The sequence below is a fragment of the Streptacidiphilus anmyonensis genome, assembly GCF_000787855.1.
Taxonomy (GTDB): domain Bacteria; phylum Actinomycetota; class Actinomycetes; order Streptomycetales; family Streptomycetaceae; genus Streptacidiphilus; species Streptacidiphilus anmyonensis.
This window is the reverse complement of sequence record NZ_BBPQ01000044.1, coordinates 1-19048: the sequence shown is the minus strand read 5'-3', so window position 1 is coordinate 19048 and position 19048 is coordinate 1. Positions and strand designations below refer to the sequence as shown.

The following is a 19048-nucleotide window of genomic DNA, read 5'->3' as shown; positions in this document are numbered from 1 at the left end:
TGTAGCAGACACCTCCTTGACCGCGTCATGCCTCTGCTCGATCACGCTCAACTCCACCAGCACAGCCCCGGCCTCCCCATACGCGTCGTCAGACACGCACAGCCAAGCCGAGGAAAGCGGTGTCAAGCATCACCCGAGACCGGACATGGGCGCCCGGCAGGGAGCTGTGATGACTTTCTCTACTGAGTTAAGGCGCTCGCTCCGCTCGCGCGGCACCGCCCGCCGTCGTCCCCGCTGACCTTCCCGCGGATGACTGCCTCGGTCCCGCCCCGACCCGATCGGCACCCTCTCCCCGGTCGCTCCCGCAGGCCCGTACTCAACCAACCGCAGGGCGAGGAAGAGCAGGAATCGACGCGGGACGAGTCCCGCAGCAGCCACCACGGACTCACGGCAGAGCGAATAACTGATCGGCGACCTCACGGTCTGGACATTCACGCTGCTACGCGGGCGTCGGCCATCCGCCGACGCCCGCCCGCCCTCAAGCCTTAAGTACGGGCGAGCGCGCGCCGGCGGTGGCCGCCCCCTCAAGCAAAGAAGGACTTGGGGGATCAACAGTCCGGGACGGCATGGCTGAGCTCACCGACGATTTGCATCAAGCACCCACCGCCGGAACGGGTACGGGGTGCGTCCAGGGTGCCGGTCGGGTCGGGGCGGGACCGGGGCCGCCTCGGCGGGAGGCACGCAGCAACCATGCGGCCCGCCTTCGCGAGCGTGACGCCCTACTCCTCAGCCGCGACCATCACCGCCAGCAGGGCGGACGCCATGGGGCTCTGCCCCAAACCCCGGCCCTCTCAAGGAGGCTCGAAGCGAGGGCGAAATGGTGCGGGAGGTGGGGGGGTAAGGGTGGTGGCGTGGGGCGGCACCTCCCCGACCGAGCACCAGAGGCGTACCGGGAACCTCCCAGGGCCGCCAGGCCAAGCCCAAGGGTCACGCCGTGAGCCTGGCGGCCCTGGGAGAACCCCGGTGCGGCAGAGCTGCCCGATCGAGGAGGAACCACCCCACTTAGCCCCCGATATGGGCAGGCCCGCATGATTAGGCTGTCTGGCCAGGCGAACACGAATTACCCGGAGGGTTTTGTGTCTGAGGTATTGGAAGCGGCGATGCGGCATCTGAGCGTCCGCCTCAATCACGAAGGCGGGGCCTTGCTCGACCTCCCCGGGGAGCTCGTGACCACGAAGCCACTGGATGTATCCGAGGCAACTCTCCAGGACGCCGGCATGACCTGGATCGGTGACGACAGCGGCACCAACCTCTGCATCAGCAGCCAAGACGGCCACCTCCACGCGGTCCCAGTCGGTTCCAGCGAACGGATTCCGAACCGGTTCGTAAGCCGGTCCCTCGATGCATTCGTGGCTACTCTGGGCGCCTATGGCTCATGCCTTGCCGAATTCTCCGAGGCGGCTGCCGAGTGTGACGAGGATCAAGCCACGCAGACCCTGGATGACCTCCAGAGGCGGATCTCGATGATTGACCCCTTGGCATTGGCGGACGCTGAAAACTGGTGGTCGGTCATCCTGGAGCAGATGGCTGATGGGCTTCTCTGAGAGCCGTGCCACAACTGCGCCAGATCGACCGGGGAGCCTAGGGGCGGCAAGGGCACCAGCGGGGAGAAGAGCACCCGTTCCTACAGGTACAGGAGTCGAGGTCAGCCCAAGTTGCTTAGACGGAGCCTCCTCGGTGTGGGCGATGCGGCCCTGTGAGCTAGATTCCCTGCCCTGGGCAACAGAAGGGGCGCAGCGTGGCGGCGTCGATTGCGATTCGTCTCGTGTCGGATACGGAGGCTGGCGCGGTGTACTCCTGGGCTGAGTCGGATGGTGGGCGTAGCGGGTGGCTGCTCTTCTGTTTGCCCGAGGCCCTGTTCCGAGTGTCCAACGAGGTTGGGGAGCCCGTCCCGAACGGGATGAGCGTCAATCTGGAGACCGAGGAGTGGAGCAATCAAGACGCTGACGGCTGGCGCTCCTTTCTTCAAGCGGCCTTCGGCGTGTGGACCCGGTATCGGCGCACTGGTACGCGGCCCGAGGTAGCCAGTCGCACCTTCTACTGACTGGCATCAAGATCCGGACCAGGGGCGGACCAAGGCCCCGGGCGCGTCAGGCACAAGACGACCCGGTGCAGATCAGGAGGCTAGACCCCTCGTTTGCTGGGCGGTCTGTAAATCCGCTCGCGTCCTCGGCCGCTCAGGCCCGTGACGGGATATCCCCACCCTGGCCCGGCTCGAACACGGCAGGCCCCCTCCACAAAGACGGACCGGCATTAGGGGCGTCTGCCGATCGGCGCAGGGTCAGGTCAAGCCTATCGGGGGCGCCAGCACGGCCGTGCCATCCACGTGCCAGAAGAGGCGGGGAACAGCGGTACGTGGCGGAGTTCACCGGGGACCTGACATGCGAGAGGCCCCGGACCGCTTGTGCTGGTCCGGGGCCTCTCGGCTTCCACGTGGCGGGTGCAGGGTTCGAACCTGCGTAGCTTGCGCGACAGATTTACAGTCTGCTCCCTTTGGCCGCTCGGGCAACCCGCCAGGGATAGTGTCTTCGCGGTCGCCCGCTCCGACGTCGTAAACCATACCTGATGGTGGGGGGTGCTTCGCCACTCGGTTGATCAGTGTGGGGGGCGGGCAGGAGGCCGGACGGGTGGCTAGGCTGGGTCGACCGCCGTGCCCGGGCCGGTGCACGGGACCCGAGGGAATCAAGGAGACTCAAGCATCATGGCCGACTCCAGTTTCGACATCGTTTCGAAGGTCGAGCGGCAGGAGGTCGACAACGCGCTCAACCAGACCGGCCGCGAGATCGCCACGCGATTCGACTTCAAGAACGTCGGGGCCTCCATCGAGTGGTCCGGCGAGAAGATCGAGATGAAGGCCAACGGCGAGGAGCGGGTCAAGGCCATCCTCGACGTCTTCCAGACCAAGCTGGTCAAGCGCGGGATCTCACTGAAGGCGCTGGACGCGGGAGACCCGCAGCTCTCCGGCAAGGAGTACAAGATCTTCGCGACCATCCAGGAGGGCATCACCCAGGACAACGCGAAGAAGATCGCCAAGATCATCCGGGACGAGGGCCCCAAGGGCGTCAAGGCCCAGGTTCAGGGCGAGGAGCTGCGGGTCAGCTCGAAGAGCCGCGACGACCTGCAGGCCGTCCAGACGCTGCTGCGCGGCAAGGACCTGGACTTCGCCGTCCAGTTCGTGAACTACCGCTAGATCATCGCCCTGACCTGCGCAAACGCAGGTATGCATTCATGCAGGCAGGCAGGCCCTGGGTGACTGACGGGGTGGCTGCAGGGCACAACGAGGGCATCCGGGCCGGGGCCGACTCCGCTGCCGCCCTCGTTGTGCCCTCGTCGTTCGGCCGACCGGGCGCACGCTGCCGGCGACGATCCGCCGCGAGGCGCCCGGCGTCGGCCCGGACCTTCAGGACTGGTGGTCCGCGGACTGCATCGAGCTGACGGCGTCCGCGACGTTGTCGCGGTAGAGGCCGAGCTTCGGCTTCAGCACGAGCGCGCCGTCGCCGAGCGGGAAGTTCAACGTGGCCGCGTTCGGCATGTGGTCGCCGTCCGCGAGGACGTTGAGCTCGTTGACGCCCGCCACCGTGCCGGTGGTCGCGCCGCTCGGGTCGAGGTCGATGACGGCGTAGGCGGTCCGGCCCGCGTAGACGGGGAAGGCGGGAGCGCCGCCGAGGCCGCTCGGGATCAGCGGCCTGACCGCCTGGCTGCCGTCCGCCGCCTGTGCGTTGTCCAGCGAGACCTGCGGGAAGTAGCTGAGGCCGCAGGAGCGCGACCCGTTGTTGATGACCTCGATCACCCGCTGGGACGGCGCGGCCGAGCGCCGGACGACGTGCACCGAGAGCTGCTGCGGCGCGCAGGGGTGCTTGTAGGCGTAGCTGTCGCTCGTCGCGTCACCACCGGAACCACCGGAACCACCCGTCCCGCCGGAGCCGCCCGTGCTGCCGCCGCTCGACGAGGCGGGCCCGGACGAGGCGGAGACCGGCTGACCGGAGGTGCTGCCGGACGTGCCCGACGAGGCCCCGGCGGTGCCGGACGCGGGGCTCGACGCGACGGAGGACGGCGAGGACCCGCCCGCCGTCCCCGTCGTACCCGCCTGGCAGGCGGTGAGGGCGAGCGCCCCCAGGGTGAGGACGGCGGCGGACGTGAGAGCGGACTTCATCGACATGGTGGCTGACCTTCGCTGTGTGATCGTCGACTGGCTTGCGACACCACCGTCGGGCCTGATCCGTCCCGGATGCCACAGTCTCGCGACAGTCAGGGACGCTGGAACGTTTCTGCCGCCCTGAGCTGCGATGATGGCGTCGCCTGGAACGGCGTCGCGGGACGAGGGGAGAGTGGAATGGCCACGCGCATCGAGGATTTCGCGGCGCTGCTGCGCGAACTGAAGGAGCGTTCGGGACGCAGCTACGGCCAGCTCGCCACCCGGCTGCACGTCAGCACCTCCACGCTGCACCGCTACTGCAACGGCGCCGCGGTCCCCACCGACTACGCCCCGGTCGAGCGCCTCGCGCGCCTGTGCGGGGCGACGCCGGACGAACTCGTGATCCTGCACCGCCGCTGGCTGCTGGCGGACGCCGCGCGTCGCGAGCCCGAGCGGGCGGCAGAGGAGCCGGAACCCCTGTCCACGGTCGCACCCGAGGTGGTCGAGAGCGCACCCGGCACGGCCGAGCCGGTCGATGCCCACGTTCTGCAGCGGCTGCCGCGGCTGCGCCGGCCGCGGCGGTCCGTGCTCGTCCTCAGCACCGTCGCCGCAGTCGCCGGGCTCGCCACCGTCGCCGCCCTACCGGTCGCCCTCCACGGAGGAGGCGCGGGCGGCGGCGCGCAGAACACCGGCGCCACCACCCCGCTCGCGCTCCGCGCCTCGACAGGTGCGGCCGGTGCCACCGGTGCCACCGGCCCATCCGGTCCACCCCCGGACGCCTCGGCGACGGCGTCCGCGTCCTCATCCGGTTCCCCGAGCTCTGCGAACGGAACCCCCTCCACCTCGGCGAGCGCCGGAGGCGGCCAAAGCGGCGCCGGCAACGGTCAGCCGCTCATCTCGGTCAACGTCCTGGCCGACAACTGGGACATGCAGTGCGGCCAGTGGTTCCTGATGCAGCAGCAGCCGGGCAAGGTCCCGCCGCCGCCGTCGCTGGAGCAGACCGGCGCGTGGGCGTCCGCCCTCGGCGGGGTCCCGGGCGGGCACCTGCGGCTGCAGCTGACGGTGCAGAGCACGAACGGGCAGCCGGTCGTGCTGCACGCGCTCTTCGTGCACGTGATCAGCAGCAAGCCCGCGCCGAAGGGGAACGCCTTCACCCCCGGCTCCGGTTGCGGCGGCGGGCTCGACCCGGCGTCCTTCGCGGTGAACCTCGACCAGCCGGTGCCGCGCACCACGCCCGTGGCGGGCTATGTCGGCAACGGCGTGACGGCCACGGTCACGAACTTCCCCTACCAGGTCTCGGCCGGCGACCCGCAGGTCCTGGACGTGGACGCGAGCACCGTGGGCCGGGACGTCAGCTGGTACCTCGAGCTGTCCTGGAGCAGCGGCGACCGGCAGGGGCAGCTGCCGATCACGTCCCAGGGCCGGCCCTTCCGCACCGTCGGCCTCCAGGGCGACCCGGCCTACTTCTACGACGGCACCGCCTGGTCCCACACCTCGGTCGACGAGTAGGGCCCGCACGCCGGCCGGTGCAGACTGGGGCACGTGAAACCCACCGCCGAACAGCTGGCCGCCGCGCAGGACGCGATCATCGACGACGTGATCGGACCCGACCTGCGGGTGCTGTTCTGCGGCATCAACCCGGGGCTCTGGTCGGGCGCGACCGGCCGCCACTTCGCCCGACCGGGCAACCGGTTCTGGCCGGCGCTGCACCGCGGCGGCTTCACACCGCGTCAGCTGCGGCCGGAGGAGCAGGGCGAACTGCTCGGGCTGGGGCTCGGCATCACCAACGTGGTGGCCCGCACCACAGCCAAGGCGGACGAACTGACCGCCGAGGAGTACCGGCTGGGCGGCAAGGCGCTGGTCGAGCGGGTGGAACGGTGGCAGCCGAGAGCGCTCGCCGTTCTGGGCATCGGGGCCTACCGGGCGGCGTTCGGCCGGCCGAGGGCCACCGTCGGACCGCAGGAGCTCGGGCTCGGCGGCGCGACGGAGGCCACCCGCGTCTGGCTGCTGCCCAACCCGAGCGGGCTCAACGCCCACTACACCCTGGACGGCATCGCGGCGGAGTTCCGCCGCCTGCGCGAGGCCGTCGAGGGCTGACCCCGTCTGCGCCCCACCTGTGCCCCACCTGGGCCCCGCCTGCGCCGCGCCGCGCTCACCAGCCGGCGAAACGGTCCTCGGTCGAGACGATCTCGCGGCCGAGCGGCATCAGCGAGACCGGGATCAGCTTCAGGTTCGCCCAGGCGAACGGGATCCCGATGATCGTGACGGCCAGCGCGATGCTGGTGGCGATGTGGCCGATGGCCAGCCACCAGCCCGCGAAGATCAACCAGACCACGTTTCCCGCGCAGGAGGCGGCGCCGGCGTCGTCGCGCACCCTCGTCGTCCGTCCGAACGGCCACAGCACGTACATGGCGAGCCGGAAGGAAGCGATCGCCCAGGGGATCGTGATGATCAGGATCGCGCAGATGATCCCGGCGACCACGTAGGCGAGCGCCATCCACAGGCCGCAGAAGACGAGCCAGATGACGTTCAGGACGAAGTTGATCAGCTTCACTTCTCTCCTCCGTGTCGACGCTTCCACCACGTTCCACGCCCGTCCATGACAGTCTGGTTCCCCGTTCGACGTGCTGCCACTCGGGCCCCGAGCGGGCCTGGAGCTGGACCAATGGCGTGCTGCAGCTCCACCTGGGTAGAATCCGGCCGGTTGTCACCGTGTCGACCTGTCATTGTGTCAACGGCACCGCAGACCGACGGCATCGCAGGCCGACGGCACCCAAGACCGACGGCACCCCAGACCGCCGACTCGCAGCGACGCGAACACGCACTCATGTGCGGCGTCCCCGATCGGAAGGAGGCGAAACGTGGACAGTAGTCCGGGCCATAGTCAGCCCCACCCAGTTCCCACCTCGTCCTCCGCCTTCTCCCGCTGCTCGAAGTCGGCCGCCCCGCGCCGGTAGGCGTCTCCCCACAGACCGCGCCCGCCGCCGCGCCCTGGGCCCGCGCCTGAGGCCGTCCGTCTTCGTGCCGCCCTGATCCGCCTTCGCGCGGGTAACTGGGGGTGTCACCGCCATGCCTTCCACCACCTCGTCCAACGCCGGCCCGAGCTCGTCCGCCCTGCTCACGGGCACGACGGCGCGGCTGCGCGGCCGACGCGTACAGCTGGTCCGCCAGGCCACCGCCTCACGCGCCGTGCGCGAGGCCCTCGTCTCCCTCGCCGGCCTGACCGGTCGCCCGGTGCTCAATCCCGTGGGCGACGAGGTCGGCCGCGTCGTCGACGTCGTCGCGCGGCTGTACGGCAACGAGCCCTACCCGCCCGTCACGGGTCTGGTCGTCCGCGTCGGACGCCGCCGCTCGTTCCTCGCCGCCTCCGCGATCGGGCAGATCCGCGCGGACCGGGTGCAGCTCAAGAGCGCCCGGATGGACCTCACCGACTTCGTCCGCCGCCCGGGCGAGGTGCTGCTCGGGCGCGATGTGCTGGACCATCAACTGGTCGACGTGGACGGCGTGCAGGTGAACCGCGCGGCCGACCTCTACCTCGCGCCCGTCGGCGGCCGGGTGCTGTTGGTGGGAGTCGATGTCAGCCTCCCCACCCTACTTCGGCGGCTCGGCCCGAAGCGCTGGCAGACGCGGGCTACACCCGAACGAGTGGTCGACTGGCAGACTGTCGCCCCCTTCGCCGAGAACGCCACCGACGGCCCGGCCGAGGTGCGGCTCAACGCGTCCCGCTCCGCCCTGCACCGGCTGCGCCCCTCCGAGCTGGCCGACCTGCTGGAGGACCTCGGCCGCTCCGAGCGCCAGCAGCTGCTGGCCATGCTCGACCCCGGGCACGCCGCCGACGCGCTGGAGGAGATGGAGCCCGCCGAGCTGGAGAACCTGCTGCGCGAGGCCCCTCCGGAGAGCGCCGCCCGCCTGGTCGAGGAGATGGAGCCGGACGAGGCCGCCGAGGCGCTGCGCGACCTGCAGCACGACGAGCGCGAGCAGCTGCTCACCCGGATCGGCGACGACGAGGCGGCCCAGCTGCGCGAGCTGCTGGCCTACCCCGAGGACACCGCGGGCGGCTCGATGACGACCCGCCTGGTCACCGCCCTGCGCGAGCAGACCGTGGCGGAGATCCGCGCCGAGCTGGCCACCTCCGCCGAGCACCGCGCCGAGATCGACGCGGTGGCGCTGGTCGCCGACGACGGCCGGCTGCTGGCCGACATCCCGCTGTTCGACCTGACCGTCGCCGAGGACCGCACCACGATCGGCGAGATCGCGGACTGGCTGAGCCAGTTCACCCGCGACGAGGCGGTGGACGCGCACACCCGGCTCGGGGACGTGGCCGCGCGGCTGGTCGCCTCACGCGCCTCCTCGCTCCTGGTCGTCGACGAGGACCGGCGTCCCCTCGGCCGGATCCTGGCCGACGACGTCCTCGACCACCTGCTGCCCGCCAGGGGCCGCCTGCACTTCCGGAGGTTCCTGCAGTGACCGTCGACACCGACAGCGCCCAGGGCGAGGCCGCGGCGGCCGAGCCCGGCGCAGCGCCGGCGAGCCGACTGGCCCGGATCCCCGTGCTGGGCCGCGTCACCCGTTGGAGCCGCTGGACCAGGATCGTGGCCCTGGTCGGCGTGGCCGGCCCCGGCCTGGTCGCGGCGAACGCCGGCAACGACGCGGCCGGCATCGCGACGTACGCCAGCGCGGGATCGCAGTACGCCTACGGGACGCTGTTCTTCATGGTGCTGGTCACCATCGCCCTGGTGCTGGTGCAGGAGATGGCGGTCCGGCTCGGCGCCTTCACGGGCAAGGGCCTGGGCGCACTGATCCGCGAGCAGTTCAGCCTGCGCGCGACCGGGCTGGCGCTGGGCTGCCTGCTGCTGGCCAACACCGGCCTGGTGGTCTCCGAGTTCGCGGGCATCGGCGCGGGCTTCGAACTGCTGGGCATCCCCAAGTGGGCGATCATCCCGCCCGCCGCGCTGCTGCTGTGGGGGCTGGTGCTGTTCGGCTCCTACCGCTACGCCGAGCGGATCTTCCTGGTGATGTCGCTGGTCTTCTTCGCCTACCCGATCGCGATGATCCTGGGCAAGCCGCACTGGGGCGTCGTCGGCAAGAACCTGGTGATCCCCCACCTGACCGGCGACAAGGCCTTCATCCTGCTGGCCGTCGCCCTGATCGGCACCACGGTCAGCCCCTACATGCAGTTCTACGCCGCCGCCGGCGTGGTCGACCGCGGCACCCGGACCATCGACTACCCGCTGATCCGCGCGGACGCGATCATCGGCGCCGTGTTCGCCTGCGTCATCAGCCTGACCATCATCATCGCCACCGCCTCCGCCATCGGCGGCACGGGTCCGCTGAACTCGGCGGCGGACGCGGCCAAGGCGCTGGAGCCGGTGGCCGGGCAGAGCGCGGAGGCCCTCTTCGCGGTCGGCCTGATCGGCGCCTCCGCGCTGGCGGGCGCGGTCGTGCCGCTCTCGGCCAGCTACGCCATCGGCGAGGCGGCCGGCGTCGAGCGTTCCGTCTCCCGCTCGTTCCGCGACGCGCCGTTCTTCCTCAGCCTGTTCACCGCGCAGATCCTGCTGGGCGCGGCGGTGGCGATGACGCCGGTCGACGTGATCCAGCTGCTGATCGGCACTCAGGTGCTGCAGGGCCTGATCACCCCGATCATCCTGGTCTACCTGCTGATCCTGACCAACCGCCGCAGCCTGCTGGGCGCGCACGCCAACAGCCCGCGCTACCGGATCGTGGCCACGGTCGTCGTGGTGGGCGTCGCGCTGATGTCGACGATCCTGCTGGTGGACACGGTGCTCGGCTGGTTCGGGCTGGCCTGACGCGCCCTCACGGGAGGTCAGCCCAGGGGGCCGGCCATCTGCTCCAGGCGGGCGATGCGGTCCGGCATGGGCGGGTGCGTCGAGAACAGCCTGGTGGCGATCCCGCCGCCGGAACCGGCCCGGAACGGGTTGGCGATCATCATGTGGCTGGTGGTCTCCAGCTCGGGCCGGGCCGGGAGCGGCAGCAGCTGCGTGCCGCGCTCCAGCTTGCGCAGCGCGCTCGCCAGCGCGAGCGGATCCCCGGTCAGCTGGGCGCCCGAGGCGTCCGCCTGGTACTCGCGGGAGCGGCTGACGGCCAGTTGGATGATGCTCGCGGCCAGCGGGCCGAGGATCATGATCAGCAGCATCCCGACCAGGCCCGGGCCCTCGTCGTCGTCGCTGCGGCCGATCGGGATCAGCCAGGCGAAGTTGACCAGGAACATCACGACCGAGGCCAGCGCGCCCGCCACCGAGGAGATGAGGATGTCCCGGTTGTAGACGTGGGACAGCTCGTGGCCGAGCACGCCGCGCAGCTCCCGCTCGTCCAGGATGTTGAGGATCCCCTGGGTGCAGCAGACCGCGGCGTTGCGGGGGTTGCGGCCGGTGGCGAAGGCGTTGGGCGCGTCCGTGGGAGAGATGTAGAGCCGCGGCATCGGCTGACGCGCGGAGGTGGAGAGCTCACGGACGATCCGGTACATCACCGGCGCCTCGATCTCGCTGACCGGGCGGGCCCGCATCGAGCGCAGTGCCAGCCTGTCGCTGTTCCAGTAGGCGAAGCCGTTGGTCGCCAGCGCGACGAACAGTCCGATGACGAGGCCGGTACGGCCCCAGAAGCTGCCGATCACAAGGATCAGCGCGGACATCGCGCCGAGGAGTACGGCCGTCTTCAGACCGTTGTGCTGGCGGTGCACGGAAGCCCTCCGAGACGTGCGTGGGGGGTGTCTTTCACAGCCCGTTCAGGACTTCCAACGGGTGGGACGGATTCCCTGGTTCCCTGCTCACCCGTGGGGTCCCCGGTACGGGTGACCGACCCGGGCTGACCGGGGAGGGGCCCGGCCGGTCAGCCGAAGAGGGAGCCCGAGGCGAGCTGCATCACGATCTGCGGGTCCACCGACAGCACCACGCCCAGCGCCGCGGCCAGCGCGAGCGCGCCGACCAGCGCGCCCGGAACCCGGCGGCGCGTCGCGACCGCGTCCGGCGCCGACTGGAACAGCCGGGCCGTCCAGACGAGGTAGTAGTACAGCGCGATCACGACGTTGACGGCCATGATGACGGCCAGCCAGCCCATCCCCGCGTCGACCACCGCGCGGAAGACCACGACCTTGCCGAACAGGCCGATCACGCCCGGAGGCAGGCCCGCCAGGTTCAGCAGGAAGAAGGCCATCGCCAGCGCCGCCGCCGGGCGGCGCGAGAACAGGCCGCGGTACTCGTCCAGTCGCGCGCCCGCCGAGGTGACCACGGCGAAGGCGCCGAGGTTGACCACGCCGTAGACGAGCGCGAAGGCGACGGTCGCGCCCACGGCGTGCGCGCTCGCGCCGTAGCCGGCCGCGGCGATCGGGACCAGCAGATAGCCCGCCTGGGCCACGGAGGACCAGGCCAGCAGCCGGACCGCGCTGTACGGGGCGTCGGCGCGCTGACGCAGCGCGCCGACGTTGCCGACCGTCATGGTGAGCGCGGCCAGTACGGCGAGGGCCAGGCCCCAGTCTCGCCCGTAGGAGTGAAAACCGAGCACGGCGATTGCGGCGAGGCCGGACAGTCCGGCAGCCTTTCCGACCACGGAGAGGTATCCGGCCACGGGCACAGGAGCGCCCGCGTACGTGTCGGGCACCCAGAAGTGGAACGGCACCGCCGCGGTCTTGAAGGCGAAGCCGACGAGGGTGAGCACGGTCCCGACGGCGGTCAGCGGCTGCAGCTGGTCGGGCACGTTCGGCAGGGCCGCGGCGATCCGGTCCAGGTAGAGGCTGCCGCTGGCGGCGTAGACGAAGCTGACGCCGAGCAGCGTGACGGCCGTCGCCGTCACCGACGACAGGAAGAACTTCAGCGCGGCCTCCCCGCCGCGGCCGTCGCGGCGCAGCGCGACGAGCGCGAAGGCGGGCAGCGAGGCGAGCTCCAGCGCGACGACGAGCGAGGCCAGGTCCCGGCAGGCGGGCAGCAGGGCCGCCCCGCAGGTCGAGGCGAGCAGCAGGAACCAGAACTCACCGGCGGGGAGGCGGTCCTCGTCGACGGAGACGATCGAGAGCAGCGCCACCAGCAGCGCCCCGCCCAGCACCAGCAGCTGGAAGGCCAGCGCGAAGTGGTCGGCCACATACGAGCAGGAGACCGGCACGTGGGCCTGGGCCGCCTGGCTCGGGAGGCAGAAGGTGCGGTGGTGGCCGCCGCGCAGCGGCACCAGCAGCGCCAGCGAGGCGACGAGCCCGGCGACGGTGAGCCAGCCGAGCAGCGCCTTGCGGGCGGGCGGCAGGAAGAGGTCCGCGACGAGGACGACGAGCGCCAGGGCGGCGGGCACCAGCGGCGGCGCGATCGCCGCCCAGTCGACGGACTGGATCAGCGAGGGGGCGGCGACGGTCAGCATGGGTCAGCTGCCTCCGAGCAGGGCCTTGACGGCGGGGGTGGTCAGCCCGAGCAGCAGCGCGGGCCACAGCCCGGCGACGACGGTCAGGACGACCAGCGGGGTCCAGGTGGCGGCCTCGTAGCCCTGGACGTCCGCGAGGGCCGGGGCCTTGGCGACGGCCGGGGGCTCCGCGGCCGGATCGCCCATGCAGACGCGGCGGACGACGGAGAGGAGGTAGGCCGCGGTGAGCACGGTGCCGAGCCCGGCCAGCACCATCAGGGTCACGAACGTCGGCCGGGAGAGGCCGGCGGCGGGCTGGAAGGAGCCCAGCATGGCGAGGAGCTCGCCCCAGAACCCGGCGAGACCGGGCAGGCCCAGGCTGGCCACGGCGGCGAACGCCAGCAGGCCGCCGAGACGCGGCAGCCTCCCGTACAGCGCCGCGCCGGTGTCGGCTCCCGCCCCGGCGAGCGCGTCGAGGTCGGCGGTGCCGTAGCGGTCCTTGACCGCGCCGACCAGGAAGAAGAGCAGGCCGGTGATCAGCCCGTGGCCGATGTTGGCGAAGAGCGCGCCGTTGACGCCCGTGGCGGTCAGCGTCGCGATGCCGAGCAGGACGAAGCCCATGTGGCCGACGGAGGAGTAGGCGATCAGGCGCTTCAGGTCGCCCTTGGCGCCGGGGCGGACCAGGGAGAGGCAGGCGAGCGAGCCGTAGAGGATGCCGACCACGGCGAACGCGCCGAGGTAGGGCGCGAGGGTGTGCATGCCGAGCGGCGTGCTCGGGATCAGCACCCGGACGAAGCCGTAGGTGCCCATCTTCAGCAGTACGCCGGCCAGCAGCACCGAGCCCGCCGTGGGCGCGGCGGTGTGGGCGTCGGGCAGCCAGCTGTGGAAGGGCCACATCGGCGACTTGACGGCCAGTCCGACGCCGACGGCGAGCACGACGATGATCTGCGTGCCGCGGGAGAGGCCGAGGCCGTGGTTCGCGGCCAGCGCGGTCATGTCGAAGGTTCCGGCCTTGAGGCCGAGCACCAGCAGCCCCAGCAGCATCACGGCGGAGCCGAGCAGCGTGTAGAGGATGAAGCGGAACGCGGCCGGTCCCCGGTTCTCCCCGCCCCAGCGGGCGATCATGAAGTACATGGGCACCAGCACGATCTCGAACGCCAGGAAGAACAGCAGCAGGTCGAGCACGGCGAAGGTGGCGAGCATGCCGGTGGTCAGGAGCAGCAGCAGGCCCGTCCAGGCCCGCTCGCTGCCGCCTGAGGGCAGCTTCTTCAGCGAGTAGAGCGCGCACAGGAACGTCAGCAGCGCCGTCAGCACCAGCAGCGGCAGCGAGATGCCGTCGACGCCGACGTGGAAGCGGACGTTCAGGGCGGGGATCCAGGCGACGTTCGTGACCCCCTGCATGACGGCGGGGCGGTGCAGGTCGAAGCCGGCGGCCAGGGCGACGGCCAGGGCGAGGTCGGCTCCGGTGACGGCGACGCCGAACCAGAGCGCGCGACGCCCGCCGAGCGCCGGCACCAGCGTGGCGGCGGCGCCGGCCAGCGGCAGCGCGAGCAGGGCGAGGAGCAGGGCGGTCATCGGACGGTCGCCTCCGTGCTGCGGACGATCGAAGTCACTGCCGTGGTCGTCACTGGGCCACCGCCACGATCACGGCCAGCACCACGACGCCCGCCGCGAGCGCGCTCAGGTAGCCCTGGGTGTTGCCGTTCTGGGCGCGGCGCACCACCCGCCCGATCAGACCGGGGGTGCCGGCGGCGCCCTGGACGTAGGTCTCGACGACCTCGCGGTCCAGGAAGGAGACCAGCCGGGCCGCGCCGAGGACGGGGCGGACGAAGGCGCGGTCGTAGAGGGCGTCGACGCCGAAGCCGTTGCGGGAGGGCTGCAGCAGCGGGCCGAGCAGCAGTGGCGCCGGGTCGGCGGCAGCGGCAGCGTCGGCCTCGGCCTCGGCCAGCACCCGGGCGGCGGCGCGACGCCAGGCCAGCCAGGCCAGGCCCGCGCCGAGCAGCGCGAGGGCGGTGGCGATCGGCCAGGTCACGCTGGAGGGGGTGAGCGAGACGCCGTCCAGCCAGTCCGGCAGCGCGTGCGGCCACAGTCCGACGAGGCCGAGAGCCACGCTGGGCACGGCCAGCAGCCACAGCGGGCCCACCATCGCGGCCGGCTCGACGGGCCCGGCGGGCTCGTCAGAGGCGAGCGCGGCGACCGCGGCGGCGGTCGGTGCGACGGCCCCGACCTCGACGACGCCCTCGGCCGCGGGGCGCCGCACCGGGAAGAAGGCCAGCAGCCACAGCCGGGTGGCGTAGGCGGCGGTGAGCAGCGCGGTGAGCAGGCCGCCGATCAGCACCGTCCAGCCGAGCCAGGACGGCACGTTCCCGGCCGGGCCGAGCCCGCCGGTCAGCGCGTCGCCGTTGGCGGCGTGCTCGGCGGCGGTGAGGACCGCGTCCTTGCTGAAGAAGCCGGAGAAGGGCGGCAGCCCGGCCAGCGAGGCCAGACCGATGCCCATCGTCGCGTAGGCGTCCGGGATGCGGCGGCGCAGGCCGTCCATGCGGCTCATGGCCGTCAGCGAGTTGGTGTGCGCGGCGTGGATGACGACGCCGGCGGAGAGGAACAGCAGCGCCTTGAACGCGCCGTGGGTGAGCAGGTGGAACAGTGCGGCGTCGCGGTCGCCGACGGCGAGCGCCCCGGCCATGTAGCCGAGCTGACCCACGGTCGAGTAGGCCAGCACCCGCTTGAGGTCGTCCTGGGCGAGCGCGCAGAGCGCCGAGCCGATCATGGTGATCACGGCCATGATCCCGAGCACGACCAGCGCCGCGGTGGAGAGCAGGAAGACCGGCTCCAGCCGGGCCACCAGGTAGACGCCGGCGGCGACCATGGTCGCGGCGTGGATCAGCGCGGAGACCGGCGTCGGGCCCGCCATCGCGTCGGGGAGCCAGGTGTGCAGCGGGAACTGCGCGGACTTGCCGGCCACGCCGCAGAGCAGCAGCAGCGCCGCGAGCGTCGCGTGGTGCAGGCGGCCCGCGGCCGCCGCGCCGAGGATGCCGTCGATCTGGAACGTCCCGGCGTCGGTGGCCAGCACGAAGATGCCGAAGAGGAATGGGACGTCGCCCAGCTTGGTGACCAGGAACGCCTTGATCGACGCGGACCGCGCGTCCGGGCGCTCCCAGTGGTGCCCCACCAGGAAGTACGAGCAGACGCCCATGACCTCCCAGCCGACCAGCAGCACGATCAGGTCGCCGGAGTAGACGACCAGCAGCATCGCCGCGGTGAACAGCGAGACCAGGGCCGCGTACGAGGGGTAGCGGGGGTCCTCGCGCAGGTAGGCCGTGGAGTAGATCTGCACGCAGGTGGCGACGACGGTGACCAGCACCGCCAGCAGCACCGCGATGCCGTCCAGGTGCACCGACAGCGAGATCGGCAGACCTCCGGTCGGCGTCAGCCGCGTCGCCGAGTCCAGGTGACCCTTGGCGCCGAGCTTCGCCAGGACCAGCACCGCCAGCACGGCCGAGGCCAGCGTCGGCAGCACGGCCAGCGGCCGGACCAGTCCGGGCGCGCGACGACCGGACGCGAGGCCGGCGAGCGCGCCGAGGAACGGCAGCAGCGGGACGAGGATCGCGAGGGTGAGGGTCATCCGACGCCTTCCATCTCTTCGTCGTCGGCCTTCTGGTCGCCGGGCTTCTCGTCGTCGTCGGCCTTCTCGTCGCCGTCGGTCAGGCGGCCCACGCGGTCGATGTCGGCGGTGCCGCGGTTGCGGAAGATCAGCAGCACGATGGCCAGCCCGAGTCCGATCTCGGCGGCCGCCACGGTGATGGTGAACAGCGTCAGCGCCTGGCCGGAGTGCAGGGTGTCGCGCAGCCAGACGTCGAAGGCGACGAGGTTGAGGTTGACGGCGTTGAGCATCAGCTCGACGGACATCAGCATCAGCACGGCGTTGCGCCGCGCCAGCACACCGTAGAGACCGACGCAGAAGAGCAGGGCCGCGAGAACGGCCGGGAACACCAGATGCATCCCGTCAGGGCTCCTTCTTCTCGCGCCTGGACAGGATGATCGCGCCCACCAGTGCGGCCAGCAGCAGCACCGAGAGCGCCTCGAACGGCAGCACCCAGTAGCGGAACAGGCTGACGCCGTTGGCCTTGGTGCTGCCCGCCACGGTGCCGAGGTCGATCCAGGTGCAGCGGAACGCGTCGACGACCAGGGTCACCAGTGTCGCGGCGGCGGCGAGGGCGACGCCGAGGGCGAGCCACCGGTTGCCCGAGTCGGCGTCCGGCGAGGCGCCGATCGGCGCTCTGGTCAGCATCAGCCCGAACAGGACGAGCACGACCACGGCGCCGACGTAGATCAGCACCTGCACCCAGGCGATGAACTCCGCCGTCAGCAGCAGGTACTCGATCGCCAGTCCGCCCAGCGCGACGACCAGCCAGAGCGCGGCGTGGACCAGTTGCTTGGTGGTGACCGTCAGCAGCGCGGCGCCGAGCACGCCGAGGCCGACGAGGACGAAGACGATCTCGGCGCCGGACGGCGAGAGGAAGCCGTGGGTGGAGTCGAGAGGGGCGGCGGCCAGGTTCACGCCTCGGCCTCCTTCGCGGCTTCCGCCGCCGCGTGCGCCTTCTCGGCGGCCTTGCGGGCGGCGCCGATCTCCTTGGGGTCCTCGGCGGCCGGGTCGAGCGCGGGCGGCGCCGGCACGGTCCACATCCACTCGCGCAGACGGTCGCGCTCGTGGGTGAGGTCGTGGATGTCCTCCTCCGCGTACTCGAACTCCGGCGACCAGAACAGCGCGTCGAAGGGGCAGACCTCGATGCAGATGCCGCAGTACATGCAGAGCGAGAAGTCGATCGCGAAGCGGTCCAGCACGTTGCGGGTGCGGGCGCGGGCGTTCGGCTCGGCGGCGGGCAGCGTCTCCTTGTGGGAGTCGATGTAGATGCACCAGTCCGGGCACTCGCGCGCGCACAGCATGCAGACCGTGCAGTTCTCCTCCAGCAGCGCGATGACGCCGCGCGAACGCGGCGGCAGCTCCGGCTGCACGTCGGGGTACTGCGCGGTGACGGTCTTCCTCGTCATCGTGCGCAGGGTGACCGCGAGGCCCTTGGCCAGGCCGCGGCCGGGGAACGAAGCCACTAGGAGATCACCACCTTGACGATGCCGGTCAGTGCGAGCTGCGCGAGGGAGAGCGGGATGAGCACGGTCCAGGCGAAGCGCATCAGCTGGTCCTCCCGCAGACGCGGGTAGGTGACGCGGATCCAGATCACCAGGAAGGCGAGCGCGAAGGTCTTCAGCAGCATCCACAGCCAGCCGAGGCTGTCGGCCATCGGCCCGTGCCAGCCGCCGAGGAACAGGACGGCGGTCAGCGCCGAGACGACGAGGATGCCCGCGTACTCGGAGAGCAGGAACAGCGCGAAGCGCAGTCCCGTGTACTCGGTGTAGGCGCCGAAGATGATCTCGGAGTCGGCCACCGGCATGTCGAACGGCGGCCGCTGGAGCTCCGCGAGCCCGGACACGAAGAAGACGAACCCGCCGACGATCTGCCAGGGCACCCACCACCAGTGGAACGCCCCGAGGATGCCGGTCAGCGAGACCGTTCCGGCGGCCATCGCCACCGACGCGGCGGCGAGCAGCATCGGCAGCTCGTACGCCAACAGCTGGGCGGCGGTGCGGATGCCGCCGAGCAGGGAGAACTTGTTCGCCGAGGCCCACCCCGCCATGAGCGAGCCGAGCACGCCGACGCCCATCACGGCCAGCACGAAGAACAGCCCTGCGTCGAGCGACTGCCCGAGCAGGTCGCCCGGCCCGAGCGGGATGGCCACGAGCGCGAGCAGGTACGGCAGCAGGGCCACGGCGGGTGCGAGCTGGAAGATCTTCCGATCGGCCCCGGCGGGGACGACGTCCTCCTTCTGCGCGAACTTCACGCCGTCGGCGACGAGCTGCGCCCACCCGTGGAAGCCGCCCGCGTACATGGGCCCGAGCCGGCCCTGCATGTGGGCCATCACCTTGTGCTCGGTCTGCCCGATCACGAGCGGGAAGACGAGGAAGACGAGGAGCACGGCGATGCAGCGCACCAGCGCGTCGAGCGTGGTGGTCACGCGCCCTCCTCAGGAGCGGAACCGCCTTCGGCGGAATCGGATTCGGCGGCCTTCTCGGACGCGTCGGGAGCCGGGGGCTCGTCGCCCTCTCCGCCTGCGGCGGGCTCATCGGCGGCGGGCTCATGGGCGGCGGGCTCATCGGCGGCCGGGGCCTGGCTCACGCTGCCTTCGGAGGCCGACCTCGTCCGGCGCGGACGCGCCGTCGGAGCGGACGCATCCGGCGCGGCCGGGGTCTCGGTCGAGGCCGGGGGCTCTGCGGAGGCCGGGGGCTCGGCGGAGTCTCCGCCGGCGGCGGGTGGCTGGGCCGGCTCGGCTGGCTGGCTGACGCTGCCCTCCGAGACCGAGCGCGAGCGACGCGGGCGGGCCGTGGGGGCGGCGGCGTCCGCGGTCTGCCACGGCATGTCCGGCGAGGACGCCGGGGCCTCCGGCGTCTCCGGGGAGGCAGGGGTGGAAGGGGCCGCCGGGGCGGTGGTGGCGGCGTCCGCCGCCGGGGCGGGCTGGCTCGCGC

16 protein-coding genes and 1 tRNA gene are annotated in these 19048 nt (G+C 71.7%); 6 read left to right on the top strand and 11 right to left on the bottom strand.

Going from position 1 to position 19048, the window contains the following annotated elements; all coding sequences use genetic code 11:
* The first annotated feature begins 1076 nt into the window (after nt 1-1076).
* Entirely contained in the window at nt 1077-1544 is a 468-nt protein-coding gene (locus tag TR50_RS29015; RefSeq protein ID WP_042428619.1) for an SUKH-4 family immunity protein, read from the top strand.
* A gap of 890 nt (nt 1545-2434) precedes the next feature.
* Here TR50_RS29015 and TR50_RS29005 read toward each other — a convergent pair.
* Nucleotides 2435-2515 (bottom strand) — tRNA-Tyr (locus TR50_RS29005).
* A gap of 186 nt (nt 2516-2701) precedes the next feature.
* Here TR50_RS29005 and TR50_RS29000 point away from each other — a divergent pair.
* A complete protein-coding gene (locus TR50_RS29000; RefSeq protein WP_042371753.1) occupies nt 2702-3190 on the top strand; it encodes a YajQ family cyclic di-GMP-binding protein in 489 nt (162 codons plus the stop codon).
* A 210-nt stretch (nt 3191-3400) separates the two neighbouring features.
* Here the strand turns inward: TR50_RS29000 and TR50_RS28995 are convergent, their stop codons facing one another.
* Entirely contained in the window at nt 3401-4159 is a 759-nt protein-coding gene (locus tag TR50_RS28995; RefSeq protein WP_042428614.1) for a DUF4232 domain-containing protein, read from the bottom strand.
* Between the two features lie 174 nt (nt 4160-4333).
* Here TR50_RS28995 and TR50_RS28990 point away from each other — a divergent pair, with 174 nt between their 5' ends.
* Nucleotides 4334-5644, top strand: a complete 1311-nt coding sequence (locus TR50_RS28990; RefSeq protein WP_042428612.1) for a helix-turn-helix domain-containing protein — start codon at nt 4334-4336, stop codon at nt 5642-5644.
* A 33-nt stretch (nt 5645-5677) separates the two neighbouring features.
* Nucleotides 5678-6232, top strand: coding sequence for a G/U mismatch-specific DNA glycosylase (gene mug / locus TR50_RS28985; RefSeq protein WP_042428608.1), 555 nt, complete (start codon nt 5678-5680; stop codon nt 6230-6232).
* A gap of 55 nt (nt 6233-6287) precedes the next feature.
* Here mug and TR50_RS28980 read toward each other — a convergent pair whose 3' ends face one another.
* Nucleotides 6288-6689: a YccF domain-containing protein gene (locus TR50_RS28980; RefSeq protein ID WP_042428605.1), complete on the bottom strand. Its 402-nt coding sequence runs from the start codon at nt 6687-6689 to the stop codon at nt 6288-6290.
* Nucleotides 6690-7204: 515 nt separating this feature from the next.
* Between TR50_RS28980 and TR50_RS28975 the strand changes: the two genes are divergently transcribed.
* The gene (locus tag TR50_RS28975) at nt 7205-8602 is read left to right on the top strand and encodes a magnesium transporter MgtE N-terminal domain-containing protein (protein ID WP_042428602.1); all 1398 of its coding nucleotides are present in this window, start codon (nt 7205-7207) and stop codon (nt 8600-8602) included.
* The gene (locus tag TR50_RS28970) at nt 8599-9942 is read left to right on the top strand and encodes an NRAMP family divalent metal transporter (RefSeq protein WP_236654631.1); all 1344 of its coding nucleotides are present in this window, start codon (nt 8599-8601) and stop codon (nt 9940-9942) included. Before TR50_RS28975 ends, TR50_RS28970 begins: the two co-directional genes overlap by 4 nt.
* Nucleotides 9943-9959: 17 nt before the next feature.
* Here the strand turns inward: TR50_RS28970 and htpX are convergent, their stop codons facing one another.
* From htpX to TR50_RS28930, 8 genes are all read right to left on the bottom strand, one after another.
* Nucleotides 9960-10832 (bottom strand): zinc metalloprotease HtpX, encoded by an 873-nt coding sequence (gene htpX / locus TR50_RS28965; protein ID WP_042428600.1) that lies wholly within the window; start codon nt 10830-10832, stop codon nt 9960-9962.
* 149 nt (nt 10833-10981) lie between these two features.
* A complete protein-coding gene (locus TR50_RS28960; protein ID WP_042428597.1) occupies nt 10982-12493 on the bottom strand; it encodes an NADH-quinone oxidoreductase subunit N in 1512 nt (503 codons plus the stop codon).
* A gap of 3 nt (nt 12494-12496) precedes the next feature.
* Nucleotides 12497-14047 (bottom strand): complex I subunit 4 family protein, encoded by a 1551-nt coding sequence (locus TR50_RS28955; RefSeq protein WP_042428594.1) that lies wholly within the window; start codon nt 14045-14047, stop codon nt 12497-12499.
* A gap of 49 nt (nt 14048-14096) precedes the next feature.
* Nucleotides 14097-16094 carry an NADH-quinone oxidoreductase subunit 5 family protein gene (locus TR50_RS28950; protein ID WP_042428591.1) on the bottom strand — a complete coding sequence of 666 codons (1998 nt, stop codon included), beginning with the start codon at nt 16092-16094 and terminating at the stop codon, nt 14097-14099.
* Entirely contained in the window at nt 16091-16471 is a 381-nt protein-coding gene (nuoK, locus tag TR50_RS28945; protein WP_042428588.1) for an NADH-quinone oxidoreductase subunit NuoK, read from the bottom strand. Before nuoK ends, TR50_RS28950 begins: the two co-directional genes overlap by 4 nt.
* A gap of 4 nt (nt 16472-16475) precedes the next feature.
* Nucleotides 16476-17030 (bottom strand): NADH-quinone oxidoreductase subunit J family protein, encoded by a 555-nt coding sequence (locus TR50_RS28940; protein ID WP_042428585.1) that lies wholly within the window; start codon nt 17028-17030, stop codon nt 16476-16478.
* Nucleotides 17027-17578, bottom strand: coding sequence for a NuoI/complex I 23 kDa subunit family protein (locus TR50_RS28935; protein WP_042428582.1), 552 nt, complete (start codon nt 17576-17578; stop codon nt 17027-17029). The genes TR50_RS28940 and TR50_RS28935 overlap by 4 nt, the downstream gene beginning before the upstream one ends.
* Nucleotides 17578-18540, bottom strand: a complete 963-nt coding sequence (locus TR50_RS28930; protein ID WP_042428578.1) for a complex I subunit 1/NuoH family protein — start codon at nt 18538-18540, stop codon at nt 17578-17580. Before TR50_RS28930 ends, TR50_RS28935 begins: the two co-directional genes overlap by 1 nt.
* Nucleotides 18541-19048 lie beyond the last annotated feature (508 nt).